Raw genomic sequence first — 19,112 nt, 5'->3', positions numbered from 1 at the left:
CGCCAACGAGTTTGGGTGTCATCTGGACTTGGTGAGAGTTATAGCTATTAGCCACTAATTTGACCAGTGCTAAACAGCCGCCGAAGCCTTAAAAAATCGGGCTTCGGGAGCTGATCCGATGATTAGCGGGCGGTGATTTTCCAGGCGCGGTGAATTTTGCTGTTACGGGCAAAATCCGGGTCGATGGTTTTCGCCGTGATCTCCTCGACCTGATAGCGCGTGGCAAGATTTTCATCCAGCTGGAACTTGCGGAAGTTGTTGGAGAAGTACAGCACGCCACCCGGCGCCAGGCGCGCCATGGCCAGGTCGAGCAACTGCACCTGGTCACGTTGCACGTCGAACACCCCTTCCATGCGCTTGGAGTTGGAGAAGGTCGGCGGATCGATGAAAATCAGCTCGAACTCGTCACGGCAGGTTTCCAGCCAAGCCATCACGTCACCCTGCTCCAGACGGTTCTTGTCGGAAAAACCGTTGAGGGAGAAGTTGCGCCGTGCCCAGTCCAGGTAGGTCTTCGACAGGTCGACGCTGGTGGTGCTGCGAGCTCCGCCCTTGGCCGCGTGCACACTGGCGGTAGCGGTGTAGCAGTACAAGTTGAGGAAACGCTTGCCGGCAGCCTCTTTCTGGATACGCATGCGCATCGGCCGGTGATCGAGGAACAGCCCGGTGTCCAGGTAGTCGGTCAGGTTGACCAGCAGCTTGACCCCGCCCTCGGTGACCTCGGTGAACTTGCCTTGGGCGCTCTGGCGCTCGTATTGCTTGGTGCCGCTCTGGCGTTCGCGACGCTTGATCACCACCCGGCTCTTGTCGACGTTCAACGCTTGCGGAATCGCCGCCAGGGCATCAAACAGGCGCGCCTGGGCCTTCTCAGGATCCACCGACTTGGGGGCTGCATATTCCTGGACGTGGACCCAATCGTGGTAGAGGTCGATGGCCAGGGAGTATTCAGGCATGTCGGCGTCGTAGACCCGATAGCACTCCACGCCTTCGCGCTTGGCCCACTTGCCCAACTGCTTGAAGTTCTTCTGCAGACGGTTGGCAAACATCTGCCCGCCTTCACTCAAGCGCGCCTGTTCCACCACCGGGGCGGGCACTGGAGCCGGTTTGATCGGGTTGCCATTCTTGTTGTACTGACGCTCTTGCGGCGCGGTGTCGGCCTGGCTTTCAGCCTGGGCCTGGGCTTGTTCGCGCTCGATCTGGCGTTGTTCCGGGGTGCGGCGCTCACCGGTAACGAACTGATCCGGCAGCACCTTGATCAGCAACAGCTTGCACGGCAGCGCACCGTTCCAGAACGAATACTGCTTGTGGCTGCGGATCCCCATGCGCTTGCCCAGGTCCGGGGCACCGGTGAATACCGCGGCTTCCCAGTTCAGGCAGGCCTGGCGCAAGCGCTCGCCAAGGTTCTGGTAGAGGTACAAGAGGCTGGCCTCGTCTCCCAGGCGCTCGCCGTAGGGAGGGTTGCAGATCACCAGGCCTTTCTGGTTCTGGTCCGGGCGCGGTTCAAAGGTCGCCACTTCGCCCTGGTAGATTTTGATCCACTCGCTCAAACCGGCACGTTCGACGTTGTTACGCCCCGGCTGGATCAGGCGTGGGTCGGCTTCATAGCCGCGAATCCACAGCGGTGGCTTGGCCAGGCCTGCGTGAGCGCGGGCCTGCGCTTCGTCGTGCAGCTTGCGCCACAGGGCCGGCACGTGGCCGAGCCAGGCAGTGAAGCCCCATTGCTCACGCTTGAGGTTCGGCGCGATATCGGCGGCGATCATCGCCGCTTCCACCAAAAAGGTACCCACACCGCACATCGGGTCAGCGAGCGCGCCGCCGTCAGCGGCAATTCGCGGCCAGCCCGCGCGGATCAGGATCGCCGCCGCCAGGTTTTCCTTCAGCGGCGCAGCGCCTTGCTGCAGGCGATAACCGCGCTGGTGCAGGCTGTGGCCGGAGAGGTCCAGGGAGAGAATGGCTTCGCCACGATCCAGGCGCAGGTGAATGCGCAGGTCCGGGTTGAGCTTGTCCACCGACGGACGCTCGCCGGACGGCGTGCGTAGTTTGTCGACGATGGCGTCCTTGACCTTCAGGGCGCCGAAGTGCGTGTTGTCGATTCCCGAACCGTGGCCGCTGAACTCCACCGCCAGGGTGCCGTCAGCCAGCATGTGGTCCTGCCACTCGATGTCCAGCACACCGTGATAGAGATCCTCGGCATCCTTCATCGGGAAGCGCTTGAGCACCAGCAGCACCCGGTTGGCCAGGCGTGACCACAGGCACAAGCGATAAGCCGTCTCCATGTCGGCCATGCCGCGCACCGCGGAAGTGTGCTCGCGGGCTTCCTCAAGGCCAAGCCCGACGGCTTCCTCGATCAGCAGGCCTTCGAGGCCTTTGGGGCAAGTGAGGAAGAGTTCGTAACGATCCGACATGGGAATTCCAGGGCCTTTGGCAATTAATGAACGGGCAACGCATCGCCCGCTCGGTTTTCAATCAAGCGCTTTTCTTCAAGAGCGCTCGTGTGGCACGAAACTGTGCCGTCCCACCCCGGCTGGAAAGCTGTCTTGCAGGGCAAAAGAGCTTAGAGGCCAGGGCAGATAAAAAGTCAGGGCAACAAAATGACATAAGTCGACCCTTCGTCGAATAGTAGTTGAGTGCAACCGCTCGACATTCTCACTAAAGCATTAACCTCATCATCTAGTGAAAGGCCGATCACAGCAGGCTTTGCATGACAACGCGGATACAAAACCATTCCCGGCTTATGGCCGGGACAACATTAACGTTACGTCCTTATGACAAAACGATCATTCACTTGCTGTGACCTATTGGTTAGAACTCAACACAGGTTGGCGCCGCAACGGTGTCAACATCAAGGCTCGCGACGCCGGCAGCGAGCACCAACGGCAGAAGCAATCTGCCCGACCCTAAACGAAGGTCGATAGGACATAAGACAGTCAACAAGTGAGGGAAACACCCTATGAGAAGACTAAAGCGTGATCCGTTGGAAAAAGCATTTTTACGCGGATATCAGTATGGCGTTAATGGCAAATCCCGTGAGCTTTGCCCATTTACTCTACCGTCGGTACGCCAAGCCTGGATCAACGGCTGGCGAGAAGGACGCGGCGACAACTGGGACGGTATGACAGGCACTGCGGGCATCCACAGACTCAACGAACTTCGCGCTGTCGGCTGATCAGGGCACACTCCGACACCTAAAACTTGAATAGATGACGACTTAACCACGCACGCCCCATCCGGGCGGCGGGCTTCGGCCCAGGGGCTCCTTCAAGGAGCCCTTTTTTATTGCTCGCTTTCAGCCCGTCAGCAGCAAATTTTCTCAGCCCATGGCCGCGATGGCATCCACCGACTCGCGAATCAATGCCGGGCCTTTGTAGATGAACCCCGAATACAGCTGCACCAGGCTGGCGCCTGCAGCGATCTTCTCAGCCGCGTGCTTGCCTTCGGTGATGCCGCCTACCGCGATGATCGGCAAACGCCCGGCCAGTTCAGCCGCCAGGACCTTGACCGTGTGGGTGCTCTTCTCGCGAACCGGGGCGCCGGACAGACCGCCCGCCTCGGCACCGTGCTCCATACCTTCGACACCTTCACGACTCAAGGTGGTGTTGGTGGCAATGACTGCATCCATGCCGGTTTCCAGCAAGGCCCTAGCCACATCCATGGTTTCTTCATCGCTCATGTCCGGGGCGATCTTGATCGCCAGCGGCACGCGCTTGCCGTGAATCGCCGTCAACTCCTGCTGGCGCTGGCTCAAGGCCGACAACAGCTGCTTGAGCGACTCGCCAAACTGCAGGCTGCGCAGACCCGGAGTATTGGGCGAACTGACGTTGACCGTAACGTAGCTGGCATGGGCATAGACCTTGTCCAGGCAGATCAGGTAGTCATCCACCGCCCGCTCCACCGGTGTGTCGAAGTTCTTGCCGATATTGATCCCCAGCACGCCCTTGTATTGTGCGGCGGCGACCCGTGCCAACAGATTGTCGACCCCAAGGTTGTTGAAGCCCATGCGATTGATGATGGCTTCGGCCTGGGGCAGGCGGAAAATCCGTGGCTTGGGGTTGCCCGGCTGCGGGCGCGGAGTGACGGTCCCGATTTCGACGAAACCGAACCCCAGTTGGGCGAAGCCGTCGATGGCCGCACCGTTCTTGTCCAGGCCGGCAGCCAGCCCCACCGGGTTTGCAAACTCCAGGCCCATGACCTTGACCGGCATTTGCGCCGGTGCCTTGCACAACAGACCGTTGAGGCCCAAACGCCCGCCCGCGCCGATCAGGTCCAGGGACAGATCGTGGGAGGTTTCCGGGGAGAGTTTGAACAACAGCTGGCGGGCCAGGGTATACATGGGCGGGATGAACTCGGTTGGCGGCGAAATTAAGGCACCGATTATAGCCGCGCCCGAGGCTTGCAGGCGAGGCGCAGAGTGAAATCCCCCAGCAATGGCATATGCCTTGCACCCACTTGTTCCATCAAGCCTCGGCCAATGGCGGTCCAGGTCAAAGGACAACGGCGTCGTCACCCGTCCAGGCTCTGCCCGGCCGCGGGGACGACGCCTTTTCATGCAAGGTGCCCCATGAGCGAACTCCCACATGACCCATTGGCCTGGGTCAACGGCAGCGATGCTGTGGAAAAATCCGTGATCAACCTGGGCTTCATGGCATTGACCGATTGCGCCTCGGTAGTGGTCGCCGCCACCCAGGGGTTTGCCCAGCCCTACGGGCTGACCCTGAACCTCAAGCGCCAGAGTTCCTGGGCCAATCTGCGGGACAAACTGGTGAGCGGCGAACTGGATGCCGCCCACAGCCTGTATGGCCTGATCTATGCCGTGCACCTGGGCATCGGCGGAATCAACCCCTGCGACATGGTAGTGCTCATGGGCCTGAACCAGAACGGCCAGAGCATCAACCTGTCCCGGGAACTGCAAGCGCTGAAGGTGACCAGCCCTGAAGCACTCGATCGCCACGTGCACCAAAGCCGGGCAAGAATGACCTTCGCCCAGACCTTCCCCACCGGCACCCACGCCATGTGGTTGTACTACTGGCTGGCCAGCCAGGGCATCCACCCGTTGCAGGATGTCGACAGCGTAGTGGTGCCGCCGCCACAGATGGTTGCCCACCTGCAGGCCGGACGCATCGATGGCTTCTGCGTCGGCGAACCCTGGAGCGCCAGCGCGGTGCAACAAGATCTCGGCTTCACCCTGGCCACCAGCCAGACGATCTGGCCCGACCATCCGGAAAAGGTCCTCGGCTGTACCCGTGCCTTCGTCGAGCAGAATCCCAACACCGCCCGCGCCCTGGTGATGGCGATCCTCGAGGCCAGCCGCTTCATCGAGCAAAGCCCGGAAAACCGCCGCAGTACCGCACAGCTATTGAGCGCCACGGACTACCTGAATGCCCCGCTGGACTGCATCGAGCCGCGGCTGCAGGGCGACTACGCCGACGGCCTGGGCAATCGCTGGCAGGATCCCCACGCCTTGCGCTTTCACGACCACGGCGCGGTCAACCTGCCCTACCTGTCCGACGGCATGTGGTTCATGACCCAGTTCCGCCGCTGGGGCCTGCTGCGCGAAGATCCAGACTATTTGGGCGTCGCCCGCCAGGTGCAACAGCTTGAACTCTATCGAGACGCAGCCTCCGCGCTGGGCGTCGCCGCCTGGGGCCAGGACATGCGCAGCAGCCAGTTGATCGACGGCAAGGTCTGGGACGGCTCGCAACCGGCCGCCTATGCCCGCAGCTTTCGCCTGCACGCCCTGAACGACAGCCCTCCCCTTGTCGCCCAGCGCTGACCGGAGCCCGCGAACATGCTGCGTATCCTGTTGATCAACGACACCGCGAAAAAAGTCGGACGGCTCAAGGCCGCCCTCAGCGAAGCCGGCTTCGAGGTCATCGACGAATCCGGCCTGACCATCGACCTGCCGGGCCGCGTCGAAACAGTGCGCCCGGACGTGATCCTGATCGATACCGAGTCACCCAGCCGCGACGTCATGGAACAAGTGGTCCTGGTGAGCCGCGACCAACCGCGCCCCATCGTGATGTTCACCGACGAACACGATCCGCTGGTGATGCGCCAGGCGATCAAATCCGGGGTCAGTGCCTACATAGTCGAAGGCATCCAGGTCCAGCGCCTGCAACCGATCCTCGATGTGGCCATGGCTCGCTTTGAAAGCGACCAGGCCCTGCGCGCGCAACTGCAGGCCCGGGACCAGCAACTGGCGGAGCGCAAGCGCATCGAGCTGGCCAAGGGCCTACTGATGAAAATGAAGGACTGCAACGAAGAACAGGCCTACACCCTGATGCGCCGGCAGGCCATGAGCAAACAGCAAAAGCTGATCCAGGTGGCGGAACAAATCATCGCCATGCAGGAACTCCTCGGCTGACCGAGCCCCGGTAGGAGCCGGCTTGCCGGCGAATAGGCCTCTGAACCTTGTGCCAGTCTTGAGGGCGCCTTCGCTGGCAAGCCAGCTCCTACAGCCAGTTCCACAGCCAGGTCCTGAGCCAGTTCCTGCTGCTGGGGTCGACAAGGGTTGGCCCGGCTCTTGCTGTCAGATCCGCACCGGTAACCAACGGCGGTTGCCCACCTACGACAAAGACGTCGCGCACCCTGCCCACCCACAGCGAGCCAGGTGCCGACGTCTTTTCGTTTTGGCCCCACTGCACGGGGCCGGTGGCGCGGCCAGGGCGGCGCTCCACCTGCAAGCTCATGACGACTCCAACGACTCTTATCAGCTGAGGTGCGCGATGAATTCAAGCTTCTGGAAATCCGGCCATACCCCGACCCTGTTCGCAGCCTTTCTGTATTTCGACCTGAGTTTCATGGTCTGGTACCTGCTGGGCCCCCTGGCGGTGCAGATCGCCGCGGACCTGCACCTGAGCACCCAGCAACGCGGGCTGATGGTGGCGACGCCGATCCTCGCCGGCGCGGTATTGCGCTTCATCATGGGCCTGCTGGCCGATCGCCTGTCACCCAAAACCGCCGGTCTGATCGGCCAGGTGATTGTGCTAGTGGCCCTGTTCGGCGCCTGGCAGATGGGCATCCACAGCTATGAGCAGGCCCTGCTCCTGGGGGTATTTCTCGGCATGGCCGGGGCCTCCTTCGCCGTGGCCCTGCCCCTGGCATCGCAATGGTATCCGCCGCAACACCAGGGCAAGGCCATGGGTATCGCCGGCGCCGGCAACTCCGGCACCGTGTTCGCTGCGCTGATCGCCCCGATGCTGGCGGCGGCCTTCGGCTGGAGCAACGTCTTCGGCTTTGCCCTGATCCCGCTGATCCTGACCCTGGTGCTGTTTGCCTGGCTGGCGAAAAACGCGCCCGAACGGCCCAGGGCCAAGTCCATGAGCGACTACTTCAAGGCCCTTGGCGACCGCGACAGCTGGTGGTTCATGTGTTTCTACAGCGTCACCTTCGGTGGCTTCATCGGCCTGGCCAGCGCCCTGCCCGGCTACTTCAACGACCAGTACGGCCTGAGCCCGGTAACCGCCGGCTATTACACCGCCGCCTGCGTCTTCGGCGGCAGTCTGATGCGCCCCTTGGGCGGCGCCCTGGCGGACCGTTTCGGCGGCATCCGCACCTTGCTGGCGATGTATAGCGTCGCGGTGGTCTGCATCGCCGCCGTGGGTTTCAACCTGCCCAACTCCTATGCCGCCCTAGCGCTGTTCGTCTGCACCATGCTTGGCCTGGGAGCGGGCAACGGCGCGGTGTTCCAACTGGTGCCGCAACGCTTCCGCCGGGAAATCGGGGTCATGACCGGACTGATCGGCATGGCCGGCGGCATCGGCGGTTTTGCCCTGGCAGCGGGCATGGGCGCAATCAAGCAAAGTACCGGCAGCTATCAACTGGCACTGTGGTTGTTCGCCAGCCTCGGGGTACTGGCCTGGTTCGGCCTGCATGGGGTCAAACGTCGCTGGAGAACCACCTGGGGTTCCGCCGCTGTGACTGCGGCGCGAGTCTGAGACCGTCATGGGCCTGCAACTGAGCCACGCCCAGGCCAGCGCCACCGGCCCTCGCCCGGAGAATCAGGACGCCCTGCGCCGGGTGACGCCGGCGCCAGCCCTGGCGGCGAGCAAAGGCCTGCTGTTCGCCATCGCCGACGGCGTCAGCCAGTGTGCCGATGGTGGCCTGGCCGCGCGCTCGAGCTTGCAGGCCCTGGCCCTGGACTACTACGCCACGCCAGAAACCTGGGCCGTGGCCGAGGCCCTGGAACGCCTGCTGATCGCCCAGAACCGCTGGCTCCAGGCCAACGGCGGCGGCCAGCCCCTGCTCACCACCCTCAGCGCCCTGGTGCTGCGGGGACGGCGCTTCACCCTGGCCCACGTCGGCGACTGCCGGGTCTATCGCTGGTATCAACAGCAGTTGCAACGCATCAGCGAAGACCACGTCTGGGAACAACCGGGCATGCAGCATGTGCTCAAGCGCGCCCTGGGCCTGGATCAGCATCTGGTAGTGGATTTTCGCGATGGTGAACTGCGCCAGGGAGAATCCTTCCTGATGCTCAGCGACGGGGTCTGGGCCACCCTGGGCGACACCGCGATTGCCGCCATCCTGCGGGACCAGCTGGACCTGGACAGCGCGGTCAACACCCTGGTCAGTGCGGCGCACCTGGCCGGCAGCCAGGACAACGCCAGCGCCCTGCTGGTCCGGGTCGACGCACTGGGAGAAAGCAGCATTGGCGATGCCCTGCTGCACCTGCAGCGATGGCCCCTGCCACCGCCCCTGAAGCCCGGGCAGCGCTTCGAGGGCTGGCAGATCGAGGCGTTGATCAGCCACAGTCAGCAATCGCTGCTGTATCGCGTGCGTGACGAGCAACAACAGGCCTGGCTGCTGAAAACCCTGCCCGCGGTCTTGCACGACGACCTACCAGCCTGCCAGGCGCTGCTGTCCGAGGAATGGCTGCTGCGCCGGGTCGCCGGGCGGCACTTTCCCCAGGTGCACGGCGGCACCTCGCGCCAGCACTTGTATTACCTGATGCGCGAATACCCCGGCCTGACCCTGGCGCAGCTGTTTCACCAGAACGGGCCGCTGCCCCTGGCCCAATGGCAGACCCTCGCCGAACACCTGCTGCGGGCCGTCGGCCTGCTGCATCGACGACAAATCCTGCACCGGGATATCAAGCCGGAGAACCTGCTATTGGGGGACGATGGCGAACTGCGAGTGCTGGATTTTGGCCTGGCCTACTGCCCTGGGCTGTCGGCAGATCCCGCGCATCTGCTGCCCGGCACCCCGAGTTTCATCGCCCCCGAGGCCTTCAGCGGCGAACCTCCCAGCCCTCAGCAAGACCTGTATGCCGTGGGCGTCTGCCTGTATTACCTGCTGAGCGGGCACTATCCCCACGGCGAGATCGAAGCCTTCCAGCGACCACGCTTCGGCCTACCGGTGAGCCCCGGCCGCTACCGCCCGGACCTGCCGGAATGGCTGGAGCAATGCCTGGAACGCGGGGTCAGCGCCAACCCGGCGCAGCGCTATGAAACCGCCGAGGAATGGCTGCTGGTACTGGAACAAGGCGAGCGGCGCAGCTTGAGCCTGCGCCCACTGCCCCTGCTGGAGCGCGAGCCGTTAAAGGTATGGCGCGGGGTGGCCCTTGCCGCACTGTTGCTCAACCTGGTGCTGTTGTTGCTATTGCTGCACCAGTGACGCCACACCAGCACTGCCGACTTCGTCTGCGCCTACGCAGCGCCGAAAGAGAGCGTGCTGCCTTGATTCGGTGCAGTCATCACCATCGACAAGGGCAAAACTTGCGCCAGCCCCTTTAAAACCGGGCCTTCGGCAACTTGGCACAGGCACTGCATTACTCCACGCAACAGACATAAAGCCCGGCCTTCAACGACGAAGACGGGCTTCCCGAGAGAACGGGATCGGACAAAGGCGTCCTCGTCAGGCCACTGACGGGACGCCTTTTTTGTTTGCGCGCATTTTGTCGAGCCAGGCCTCACCCCCTCTGCCTGTGCTCCCGGAGCAGCCCATGAAAAAACTCAAACTGGTGATGATCGGCAACGGCATGGCCGGGGTACGCACCCTGGAAGAGCTGCTCAAGCTGAGCGACGAGCTGTACGAGATCACGATCTTCGGCGCCGAGCCCCACCCCAACTACAACCGTATCCTGCTATCGCCAGTGCTGGCCGGTGAACAGACCTTCGAGGAAATCGTCCTCAACGACCTGGACTGGTACCTGGACCACGACATCAAGCTGCTGCTCAACCGCAAGGTGCTGCACATCGACCGGAGCCGGCGCCGGGTGATCGCCGAGGACGGCAGCGAGGCCGAGTACGATCGGCTGCTGATCGCCACCGGCTCAACGCCCTTTATCCTGCCGATCCCCGGCAACCAGTTGCAGGGGGTGATCGGCTATCGCGATATTGCCGATACCCAGGCGATGATCGATACCGCGAAAATCCACCAGCATGCGGTGGTGATTGGCGGTGGGCTGCTGGGCCTGGAAGCTGCCAACGGTCTCAAGCTGCGGGGCATGGACGTGACCGTGGTGCATATCGGCGAATGGCTGCTGGAACGACAACTGGACCAGACCAGCGGCCAGTTGCTGCAAAACGCCCTGGAAAACCGCGGCCTGAAGTTTCGCCTGTGCGAACAGACCCAGGCCTTGCTCGATGCCGGCAATGGCCGGGTCGGTTCGGTACAGTTCAAGAACGGCGAGATCATCCCCGCCGACCTGGTGGTGATGGCCGCCGGCATCCGTCCCAACACTGAACTGGCAGAGCGGGCCGGCCTGCCCTGCAATCGCGGGATCCTGGTCAACGACACCCTGCAGACCTACGACCCGCGCATCTACGCCATTGGCGAGTGCGCCAGCCACCGCGGCATCGCCTACGGCCTGGTGGCACCGTTGTTCGAACAAGCCAAGGTCTGCGCCAACCACCTGGCCCAGTTGGGTTTCGCCCGCTACCAAGGCTCGGTAACGTCCACCAAATTGAAGGTCACCGGCATCGACCTGTTTTCCGCCGGGGATTTCATGGGCGGCGATGGCACCGAAACCATCACCCTCGCCGACCCCATTGGCGGGGTCTACAAGAAGTTGGTGATCAAGGACGACGTACTGGTCGGCGCCTGCCTGTACGGCGATACCGCAGACGGCGGCTGGTACTTCCGGCAGATCCGCGAGCAACAGACTATCGGCGAGATTCGCGACCACCTGATGTTCGGCGAGAACGCTTTGGGCGATGTCGGCCACCAGGGCCAGGACAAAGCCATGAGCATGGCCGACACCGCCGAAGTCTGTGGCTGCAACGGTGTGTGCAAGGGCACCATCGTCAAGGCCATCCAGGAACAGGGGCTGTTCAGTGTCGACGAGGTCAAGAAACACACCAAGGCCGCCAGCTCCTGCGGCTCCTGTGCCGGCCTGGTGGAACAGATCCTGATCAACACCGTGGGCGGCGCGGCGGACGTCAAACCGAAAAGCGAAAAAGCCATCTGCGGTTGCAGCGACTTGACCCACGGGCAGATCCGCCAGGCGATTCGAGAGCAGCGCCTGCTGACCATTGCCGGCACCATGAGCTACCTCAACTGGCGCACCGCCAACGGCTGCGCCACCTGCCGCCCGGCGCTGAACTACTACCTGATTTCCACCTGGCCGGGTGAGGCCAAGGACGATCCACAGTCGCGGCTGATCAATGAACGGGCCCACGCCAATATCCAGAAGGACGGCACCTACTCGGTAGTCCCACGGATGTGGGGCGGCGTGACCAACCCGTCCGAGCTGCGGCGCATCGCCGATGTCGCCGACAAGTACCAGGTGCCCATGGTCAAGGTCACCGGCGGCCAGCGCATCGACCTGCTGGGAATACGCAAGGAAGACCTGCCCGGGGTCTGGAAGGACCTGGACATGCCCTCCGGCCACGCCTACGGCAAATCCATTCGCACCGTGAAGACCTGCGTCGGCAGTGAGTTCTGCCGCTTTGGCACGCAGAACTCCACCCAACTGGGCATCGAGCTGGAACATGACCTGTTCAACATGTGGTCGCCGCACAAGGTCAAGCTGGCGGTCTCCGGCTGCCCGCGCAATTGCTCGGAAGCAGGAATCAAGGACGTGGGCATCATCGGCGTCGATTCCGGCTGGGAGATGTACATCGGCGGCAACGGCGGGATCAAGACCGAAGTCGCGGAGTTCTTCGTCAAGCTCAAGACCGCCGACGAAGTCCGCGAGTACAACGGCGCCTTTCTCCAGCTGTACCGCGAAGAAGCCTTCTACCTCGAACGCACAGTGCATTACCTGCAGCGGGTCGGCATGGAGCACGTAAAAAAGGCCGTGCTGGAGGACCCGCAACGGCGCAAGTCGCTGAACGAGCGCCTGCAATTCTCCCTGTCCTTCGAGCAGGACCCGTGGCAGGAGCGACTGACCCAACCGCAGCTGAAAAAAGAGTACGAGCCCATTGTCGTGAAACAACTGGAGGTGTCGGCATGAACTGGCTGGATATCTGCGCCCTGGAAGAAATCAACACCCTGGGCTCGCGCATCATCAAGGGCCCCAAGGGCGATATCGCGATTTTTCGCACGAGTGACGATCAGGTCTTTGCCCTCGACGATCGCTGCCCGCACAAGGGCGGTCCGCTGTCCCAGGGGCTGGTCTACGGCAAGCGGGTGGCCTGCCCGCTGCACAACTGGCAGATCGACCTGGAGTCCGGCGCGGCCCAGGCGCCAGACACTGGCTGCGCCCATCACCATTGCGCGCGGGTGGAAGCTGGCAGGGTGCAACTGGCCCTGCGGGATGCCGGGTGATGAAGCGCCAGAGCACCGCCTCGACCTGTTGCTATTGCGGGGTCGGCTGCGGCGTGCTGATCGAGCATGACGGCCGGCAGATCTTCGGAGTGAGTGGCGATCCTGCGCACCCAGCCAACTTCGGCAAGCTGTGCAGCAAGGGCGCCAGCCTGCACTTGACCGGCGACCCCGCTGCCCGGGCCTTGTACCCGGAGCTACGCCTGGGCAAGGCCCTGGCCCGTGATCGTTGTGACTGGGACAGCGCCCTGGAACATGCCGCCGGGGTATTTGCCGAGACCATCGCCGAACACGGCGCCGACAGCGTGGCGTTCTACATTTCCGGGCAGTTGCTGACCGAGGACTACTACGCCTTCAACAAGCTGGCCCGGGCCTTGGTGGGCACCCACAACATCGACAGCAATTCCAGGCTGTGCATGTCCTCGGCAGTGGTCGGCTACAAGCGCAGCCTGGGGGCCGATGCGCCGCCCTGCAGCTACGAGGACTTGGAGCAGAGCGATTGCGTGATGATCGTCGGCAGCAATATGGCTTATGCCCATCCGGTGCTGTTTCGCCGCCTGGAGCAGGCGAAAAGCCTGCGCCCGCAGATGAAAGTCATCGTCATCGACCCGCGCCGTACCGATACCTGCGATCTGGCTGACCTGCACCTGGCCATTCTGCCCGGCACCGATGTCGCCCTGTTTCATGGAATTCTCCACCTGTTGCTGTGGGAAGACTGGATCGACCGCGACTTCATCCTGGCCCATACCGAGGGCCTGGCCGAGCTCAAGGCACTGGTCCGCGACTACACCCCACCGATGGTGGCGCAACTCTGCGGTATCAGCGTCGAACAGTTGCAGCAATGCGCCCATTGGATCGGCACCACAGCGAGCTTTCTGTCCCTGTGGTGCATGGGGCTGAATCAGTCCAGTGCCGGTAGCGCGAAAAACAGCGCGCTGATCAACCTGCACCTGGCCACTGGGCAGATTGGCCGTCCCGGTGCCGGCCCCTTCTCTCTCACTGGTCAGCCCAATGCCATGGGCGGGCGCGAAACCGGCAGCCTCAGCAACCTGCTACCCGGGCACCGCGAAGCCACCGACCCTCAGCATCGCGCTGAAGTTGCCGCCTACTGGGGCGTGGACCAGCTCCCCGAGAGCTCCGGGCTGACGGCCATCGAGTTGTTTGATCAGTTGCACAATGGCCGTATCAAGGCGCTGTGGATCGCCTGCACCAACCCGGCGCAATCGCTACCCGACCAGAATCGTATACGTGCGGCCCTGCAGAACTGCCCTTTTGTTGTCCTGCAGGAAGCCTTCGCCACCACTGAAACGGTCGAGTTTGCCGATCTGCTGCTGCCCGCGGCCAGCTGGGGCGAAAAGGAAGGCTCGGTGACCAACTCGGAGCGACGGGTTTCCCACGTACGCCAGGCAGTAATCGCACCCGGCGAGGCACGCGCGGATTGGGCGATTACGGTGGATTTCGCCCAACGCCTGGAACGTCGCCTGCGGCCCGGTCGGCCCAGCCTGTTTGCCTTCGACAATGCCGCTCAGTTGTTCGATGAGTACAAGGGATTGACCCGAGGTCGGGACCTTGACCTGTCCGGTCTCAGTCATGAACTGATCGACCGCCTCGGCCCACAGCAATGGCCCTTCCCAGAAGGGGCCACACAAGGCACTCCACGTTTGTATGAAGATGGTCGCTTCCCTACCGCCAATGGTCGTGCGCGTTTCGTCAGCGACCCCTACGTAGCGGCCAAGGAACAACGGGATGCACGTTTTCCCCTGACCCTGATCACCGGCCGGCTGCGAGATCAATGGCATGGCATGAGCCGCACCGGCACCGCCGCGCAGTTGTTCGGTCATGTCAGCGAAGCGCTGCTGAGCCTGCACCCGGACGAACTGCGACGCCAACGTCTGCGCGACGGTGCCCTGGTGAACCTGAAGAGTCGTCGTGGCAGCGTAATTGTCGCGGTGGCCAGTGATGATAGCGTGCGACCCGGACAGGCTTTTCTGCCGATGCACTGGGGGGATCGCTTTCTCAAGGGTGGCGTCAACGCCGTTACCCAACCAGCCTTTGACCCACTGTCAAAGCAACCAGAGCTCAAGCACAGCGGCGTGCGCTTGGAGCCGGTGCATCTGCCCTGGCAGCTGTTCGCACTGATCGAAGGCGATGTACAGGCTCACTTCAGTGTCCTGCGCCCACTGTGCGAGTCCTTTGCCTATGCCAGCCTCAGCCTGGTCGGTCGCGAGCGCCCGGCACTGGTGATCCGTGCGGCCCATCAAGAGGCGCCACAAGCACTGTTACTCCAGGCCATCGACCGGCAGCTGGGGCTCGTCGTTGGGCCGGTGCTGGCCTACGACGACCCACGCCGGGCCATCGGCAAGCGGGTACGTATCGAACAGGGCCGAATCACCGCCATCCGCCTGGCAGGGGAAACCCTGGCCCAGCACTGGTTGCAGCAGCTGTGGCTCGAGGGGCGCGCCGATGAACAACTGCGGCGCTGGTTACTGGCCCCAATGAGCACGCCCCCCGAGGCCAGCGGCTTGGGCGGAGCACGGGAGCGCACACTGTGCAACTGCAAGAACGTCAGCTACCGCGCGGTCTGTGCCGGTATCGCCGCGGGGTTGGACCTCGATCAACTGAAACAACAATTGGGTTGCGGCAGCCAATGTGGCTCCTGCGTGCCGGAGATCAAGCGCCTGCTGGCGACTCCGGTGCACCCTGTCGCCGTCCCTGTGTGAGGAAACCCCATGAGTGCAAAAGTCTGGCTGGTAGGCGCGGGTCCCGGAGATCCGGAACTGCTGACGCTGAAGGCTGTACGCGCCCTCGGCGAAGCCGACGTGGTGCTGATCGACGATCTGGTGAACAACGCGGTACTGGTGCATTGCCCCAACGCGCGGATCATTCCGGTGGGCAAGCGTGGCGGCTGTCGCTCCACGCCTCAGGCCTTCATCCATCGCCTGATGCTGCGCTATGCGCGCCAGGGCCGCTGCGTAGTGCGTCTGAAGGGCGGTGATCCGTGCATTTTCGGACGTGGCGGAGAAGAGGCCCAATGGCTCAAAGAGCATGGAATCGAGGTGGAATTGGTCAACGGCATCACTGCAGGCCTGGCCGGCGCTACTCGATGCGATATTCCCTTGACCCTGCGCGGCGTAGCGCGAGGCGTGACCCTGGTGACTGCCCACACTCAAGACGACAGCCGCCTGAATTGGCAGGCCTTAGCCCAAAGCGGCACAACCCTAGTGATCTACATGGGCGTGGCGAAGCTGGCGGAGATCAGCGAACAGTTGCTAAGCGGCGGGCTGGCAGCCGATACAGCAGTGGCGATGATTGAAAATGCCTCACTGCCTGAACAACGGGAATGTCGCAGCAATCTGATGCGAATGGAGCAGGATGCCCAGCGCTTCGAACTCAAGAGCCCAGCGATCCTGGTGATTGGTGCAGTCGCGGCAAGCGCCTCTGCCGGCCAAGCATGCATGTTGCAGGCCTGAGCCGCGCTGATCGGCAGAGCAAACTGCAGACAAAGAAAAACCCGGCCTAGGCCGGGTTTTTCCAAGCTACAAAGCTAATTACTTAGCTTGAGCTTCTACCGAGGCTTCTACGCGACGGTTGATAGCGCGACCAGCTTCAGTTGCGTTGTCGGCAACTGGGCGGGACTCACCGTAACCAACGGATTGAACGCGGTTAGCGCCAACGCCGTACTGGTTGACCAGAACTTGTTTAACGGCGTTTGCACGACGCTCAGACAGTTTCTGGTTGTAAGCGTCAGGACCGACGGAGTCAGTGTGACCTTCAACAACGGTGGTGGTCTGTGGGTACTGCTTCATGAAGTCAGCGAGGTTCTTGATGTCAGCGTAGCTGTTAGGCTTGACGACCGACTTGTCGAAGTCGAACTTCACGTCCAGCTCAACACGAACAACTTCAGCAACCGGAGCTTCTGGAGCTGGTTCTGGAGCAGGTGCTGGTGCTACTGGGGCTGGAGCAACTTTGCCGCCGCTGCCACCGAAGTTCACACCCAGACCGATAGTAGGAGCGTAGTCCCACTTGCCGTTGTCCAGCTTGTAGTCAGCTTCAACGCCAGCACGGGCGAACAGGTTGTCGGTGAAGTAGTACTTAACACCGGCGCCTGCAGTCAGGAAAGTCGACTGGTCGCGACCGCTGTGGCCGTCGGCCACAACGTTGGTCATGCTCTTGTGAGCAACACCGCCAGAAACGTATGGACGCAGAGCGTCACCCACAGTACCAAAGTGGTACTGAGCGTTCAGGCCGAAGTTGTCGCCCTTGATTTTCTGGTTACCAGTACCGTCGTTAGAACGGGTGTGGTTGGTAGTGTCGTAGGTGGCGTTCAACGACAGGTCGTCGGTCAGGAAGTAACCGATCGATGCGCCAGGGTTGAAGCCGTCTTCAACGTGCTTAACGCTGTCGTTGTACTGTTTTTTGTAAAACAGTTCACCCTCGACCGCGCCTTGGCCTTGCGCCAGAACGCCGAACGAAGTCACGGCAACAATAGAACCAATGGCAATGCCCAAGGTGTTTTTCAGTTTCATCCGTTAAATCCCCATCTGGTGATTGTAAAGCAGTCCCACATACCGGGGGACAACTCGGCGGTAAGTCTATCAGAACTCACCTAGACGTAAGAGATATTTGCGCCGAACTAAGTTTCAGCAATACCTGCAAATTTCTCACGCAATTTATCAAGAGCACGTTTGTACCGCATCTTTGTAGCACTCAATCCCATGTGCATGATGTCCGCAATTTCCTGAAATTCCAGCTCTGCGACAAATCGTAGCACCAGAATTTCCCGGTCAATCGGGTTCACATACACCAACCAGCGGTCAAGTCCGCCCTTCTCCTCAGGTTTCGGCATCTTCTCTTCAGAAGCCTCCTCGAGGGGGTCAAGACTTAAAGCGTCCATCAACCGACGCTTGCGCCGCTCCTTGCGATACTGCGTGATGCATTCGTTGTACGTGATGCTATATAGCCATGTCTTGAACTTCGATTTACCCTCAAAGTTCTTAAGGCCATACAACACCTTCAACATCACTTCCTGACAGACATCATCCGCATCCCGATCGTTCCCCAGATAACGTGCACAAACATTAAATAGGGTCCTCTGATAGCGCCGCATCAACTCTTCATAGGCGCGGGTTACGTGAAACAGCTCCGTATGTGAGCGCGCAACCAACTCCTCATCAGAGAGCTCACGGGGGTCATAGCGCATGGATAACGATTGGGTTTTATTCAAAACGAGTCGTGCCGACAGTCAGGTCAATGTCCGCCGCTGCCCGGTGAGGGGTATTTTCGCGGCGGCATACATTAGCAGGGTTTGCCGGGTTAGCGGCTACTTACATGCTGCTCCAGCAGGATCCGATTGGAGAGAGAGACTAGCTCACCCTCATCGGTCAGCAATGTAGTTTTAACCGTGCCGATCTCTTCGATCTGGCCTTCGACCTCACCAACACGTACTTGTTGCCCAACCTGATACAACTCACGCACATAGATTCCCGCAAGAATCTGTCCGGCAATTTCCCGGCTTCCCAAACCCATGGCCAATGCAACGGCCAGACCAACGGTAATCAAAACAATGACGATCACATGGTTGAGCAGGTCGGTTTTGACCTCCAACTGGCTGATCGCCACGGAAATACTGATGATGATCACCAGTCCCTGAGCAATCCGCCCCAGGCCACTGGCGTAATCCAGGCCCACACCTTCTGCCGCTCCGCGCACCAGCCCGTTGGCCAATTGCGCCAGCAAAACGCCCACCAACAACACCAGCGCAGCACCAAAAACCTTCGGCAAATACAACGCGAGCATGTCGAGCGTAGCCGAAACTCGCTCAAGACCAAGGGATTCAGCAGCAGAAACCAGGAAAATCAGCAGTACAAACCAATAGACAATCTTGCCGATCAAGGTCGAGATCGGTACTTGCAGGCCGGCACGCGACAGCAACTTGGTCAAGCCGGTGCCACCCATCAGGCGATCCAGGCCCAGCTTGGCCAGCAATTTCGACAGCAGGGTATCCAGCAGTTTGGCTACCACGAAACCCAGCAACAGCACCACCAACGCGCCGAACAGGTTCGGAATGAAGTTCGCCACTTTGGTCCACAAGGCAGTCATTGCCGTGACGAGGCTCTGCGTCCAGAGATCAAGTTCCATATTCAATCAGCCTTATCAGCAGTGCGAGCAGTAGATTTACGACGGGAAACCGGCGCGATATGAGCCGATCCGTTATTCAGGGCAATCATCAGTGCCGGCAGCCAACGGCCCAGCAGACTGAATAGATCCCCCGCACCCACCTGACGGTTGGCGGTTTTCAATACGCGACCCAGGCAGGCATCGTCATCGCGGCTCGATGGCGAGGCTTTGAGCATGTCACGCAAAGACTGTTCAAACGGATCGTGCATACGCACCTCTGGTGATGTCTGAAA

General features: G+C 61.6%; 15 protein-coding genes. 9 read left to right on the top strand and 6 right to left on the bottom strand.

Annotation, left to right across the window (positions count from 1 at the left end):
- Nucleotides 1-122: 122 nt before the first annotated feature.
- The gene (gene rlmKL, locus GV818_RS15375) at nt 123-2,402 is read right to left on the bottom strand and encodes a bifunctional 23S rRNA (guanine(2069)-N(7))-methyltransferase RlmK/23S rRNA (guanine(2445)-N(2))-methyltransferase RlmL (RefSeq protein ID WP_161753267.1); all 2,280 of its coding nucleotides are present in this window, start codon (nt 2,400-2,402) and stop codon (nt 123-125) included.
- A gap of 545 nt (nt 2,403-2,947) precedes the next feature.
- Here rlmKL and rmf point away from each other — a divergent pair.
- Nucleotides 2,948-3,163 (top strand): ribosome modulation factor, encoded by a 216-nt coding sequence (rmf, locus tag GV818_RS15370; protein WP_015634760.1) that lies wholly within the window; start codon nt 2,948-2,950, stop codon nt 3,161-3,163.
- 144 nt (nt 3,164-3,307) lie between these two features.
- On the opposite strand, the gene GV818_RS15365 is transcribed toward rmf, so the two are convergent.
- Nucleotides 3,308-4,327, bottom strand: coding sequence for a quinone-dependent dihydroorotate dehydrogenase (locus GV818_RS15365; RefSeq protein ID WP_161753269.1), 1,020 nt, complete (start codon nt 4,325-4,327; stop codon nt 3,308-3,310).
- Between the two features lie 228 nt (nt 4,328-4,555).
- On the opposite strand from GV818_RS15365, the gene GV818_RS15360 reads away from it, so the two are divergent.
- The 8 genes from GV818_RS15360 (at nt 4,556) to cobA (ending at nt 16,172) form a co-directional block, all read left to right on the top strand.
- Nucleotides 4,556-5,767 (top strand): CmpA/NrtA family ABC transporter substrate-binding protein, encoded by a 1,212-nt coding sequence (locus GV818_RS15360; RefSeq protein WP_161776934.1) that lies wholly within the window; start codon nt 4,556-4,558, stop codon nt 5,765-5,767.
- Between the two features lie 15 nt (nt 5,768-5,782).
- Complete coding sequence (locus GV818_RS15355) at nt 5,783-6,358, top strand: ANTAR domain-containing response regulator (RefSeq protein ID WP_161753273.1); 576 nt, start codon at nt 5,783-5,785, stop codon at nt 6,356-6,358.
- A 361-nt stretch (nt 6,359-6,719) separates the two neighbouring features.
- On the top strand, nt 6,720-7,931 hold the full coding sequence (locus tag GV818_RS15350) for a nitrate/nitrite transporter (protein WP_161776933.1): 1,212 nt from the start codon (nt 6,720-6,722) through the stop codon (nt 7,929-7,931).
- 7 nt (nt 7,932-7,938) lie between these two features.
- A complete protein-coding gene (locus tag GV818_RS15345) occupies nt 7,939-9,609 on the top strand; it encodes a bifunctional protein-serine/threonine kinase/phosphatase (protein WP_161753277.1) in 1,671 nt (556 codons plus the stop codon).
- Nucleotides 9,610-9,937: 328 nt separating this feature from the next.
- Nucleotides 9,938-12,391 (top strand): nitrite reductase large subunit NirB, encoded by a 2,454-nt coding sequence (nirB, locus tag GV818_RS15340; protein WP_161776932.1) that lies wholly within the window; start codon nt 9,938-9,940, stop codon nt 12,389-12,391.
- The gene (gene nirD / locus GV818_RS15335) at nt 12,388-12,705 is read left to right on the top strand and encodes a nitrite reductase small subunit NirD (RefSeq protein ID WP_161753281.1); all 318 of its coding nucleotides are present in this window, start codon (nt 12,388-12,390) and stop codon (nt 12,703-12,705) included. Before nirB ends, nirD begins: the two co-directional genes overlap by 4 nt.
- The gene (locus tag GV818_RS15330; RefSeq protein WP_161776931.1) at nt 12,705-15,422 is read left to right on the top strand and encodes a nitrate reductase; all 2,718 of its coding nucleotides are present in this window, start codon (nt 12,705-12,707) and stop codon (nt 15,420-15,422) included. The genes nirD and GV818_RS15330 overlap by 1 nt, the downstream gene beginning before the upstream one ends.
- Nucleotides 15,423-15,431: 9 nt before the next feature.
- Complete coding sequence (cobA, locus tag GV818_RS15325; RefSeq protein WP_161776930.1) at nt 15,432-16,172, top strand: uroporphyrinogen-III C-methyltransferase; 741 nt, start codon at nt 15,432-15,434, stop codon at nt 16,170-16,172.
- Nucleotides 16,173-16,250: 78 nt separating this feature from the next.
- Here the strand turns inward: cobA and GV818_RS15320 are convergent, their stop codons facing one another.
- The 4 genes from GV818_RS15320 to GV818_RS15305 all read right to left on the bottom strand — a co-directional run bounded on the left by GV818_RS15320 (nt 16,251) and on the right by GV818_RS15305 (nt 19,088).
- Nucleotides 16,251-17,228, bottom strand: coding sequence for an OmpA family protein (locus tag GV818_RS15320; RefSeq protein WP_161753287.1), 978 nt, complete (start codon nt 17,226-17,228; stop codon nt 16,251-16,253).
- A 107-nt stretch (nt 17,229-17,335) separates the two neighbouring features.
- Nucleotides 17,336-17,926 (bottom strand): RNA polymerase sigma factor SigX, encoded by a 591-nt coding sequence (sigX, locus tag GV818_RS15315; RefSeq protein ID WP_161753289.1) that lies wholly within the window; start codon nt 17,924-17,926, stop codon nt 17,336-17,338.
- An 89-nt stretch (nt 17,927-18,015) separates the two neighbouring features.
- Nucleotides 18,016-18,840, bottom strand: coding sequence for a mechanosensitive ion channel family protein (locus tag GV818_RS15310; protein WP_008048604.1), 825 nt, complete (start codon nt 18,838-18,840; stop codon nt 18,016-18,018).
- 2 nt (nt 18,841-18,842) lie between these two features.
- The gene (locus tag GV818_RS15305) at nt 18,843-19,088 is read right to left on the bottom strand and encodes a CrfX protein (protein WP_161753291.1); all 246 of its coding nucleotides are present in this window, start codon (nt 19,086-19,088) and stop codon (nt 18,843-18,845) included.
- Nucleotides 19,089-19,112 lie beyond the last annotated feature (24 nt).

It is taken from the genome of Pseudomonas sp. Fl4BN1, assembly GCF_009908285.1.
Taxonomy (GTDB): Bacteria; Pseudomonadota; Gammaproteobacteria; order Pseudomonadales; family Pseudomonadaceae; genus Aquipseudomonas.
This window is presented reverse-complemented; position numbering and strand designations above follow the sequence as displayed.

Coding starts and splice junctions, on each gene's coding strand:
- rmf (WP_015634760.1), top strand. CDS start 2,948: ATGAGAAGACTAAAGCGTGATCCGTTGGAAAAAGCATTTTTACGCGGA.
- rlmKL (WP_161753267.1), bottom strand. CDS start 2,402: ATGTCGGATCGTTACGAACTCTTCCTCACTTGCCCCAAAGGCCTCGAA.
- GV818_RS15345 (WP_161753277.1), top strand. CDS start 7,939: ATGGGCCTGCAACTGAGCCACGCCCAGGCCAGCGCCACCGGCCCTCGC.
- cobA (WP_161776930.1), top strand. CDS start 15,432: ATGAGTGCAAAAGTCTGGCTGGTAGGCGCGGGTCCCGGAGATCCGGAA.
- GV818_RS15350 (WP_161776933.1), top strand. CDS start 6,720: ATGAATTCAAGCTTCTGGAAATCCGGCCATACCCCGACCCTGTTCGCA.
- GV818_RS15365 (WP_161753269.1), bottom strand. CDS start 4,327: ATGTATACCCTGGCCCGCCAGCTGTTGTTCAAACTCTCCCCGGAAACC.
- GV818_RS15360 (WP_161776934.1), top strand. CDS start 4,556: ATGAGCGAACTCCCACATGACCCATTGGCCTGGGTCAACGGCAGCGAT.
- GV818_RS15305 (WP_161753291.1), bottom strand. CDS start 19,088: ATGCACGATCCGTTTGAACAGTCTTTGCGTGACATGCTCAAAGCCTCG.
- GV818_RS15320 (WP_161753287.1), bottom strand. CDS start 17,228: ATGAAACTGAAAAACACCTTGGGCATTGCCATTGGTTCTATTGTTGCC.
- GV818_RS15310 (WP_008048604.1), bottom strand. CDS start 18,840: ATGGAACTTGATCTCTGGACGCAGAGCCTCGTCACGGCAATGACTGCC.
- GV818_RS15330 (WP_161776931.1), top strand. CDS start 12,705: ATGAAGCGCCAGAGCACCGCCTCGACCTGTTGCTATTGCGGGGTCGGC.
- nirB (WP_161776932.1), top strand. CDS start 9,938: ATGAAAAAACTCAAACTGGTGATGATCGGCAACGGCATGGCCGGGGTA.
- nirD (WP_161753281.1), top strand. CDS start 12,388: ATGAACTGGCTGGATATCTGCGCCCTGGAAGAAATCAACACCCTGGGC.
- GV818_RS15355 (WP_161753273.1), top strand. CDS start 5,783: ATGCTGCGTATCCTGTTGATCAACGACACCGCGAAAAAAGTCGGACGG.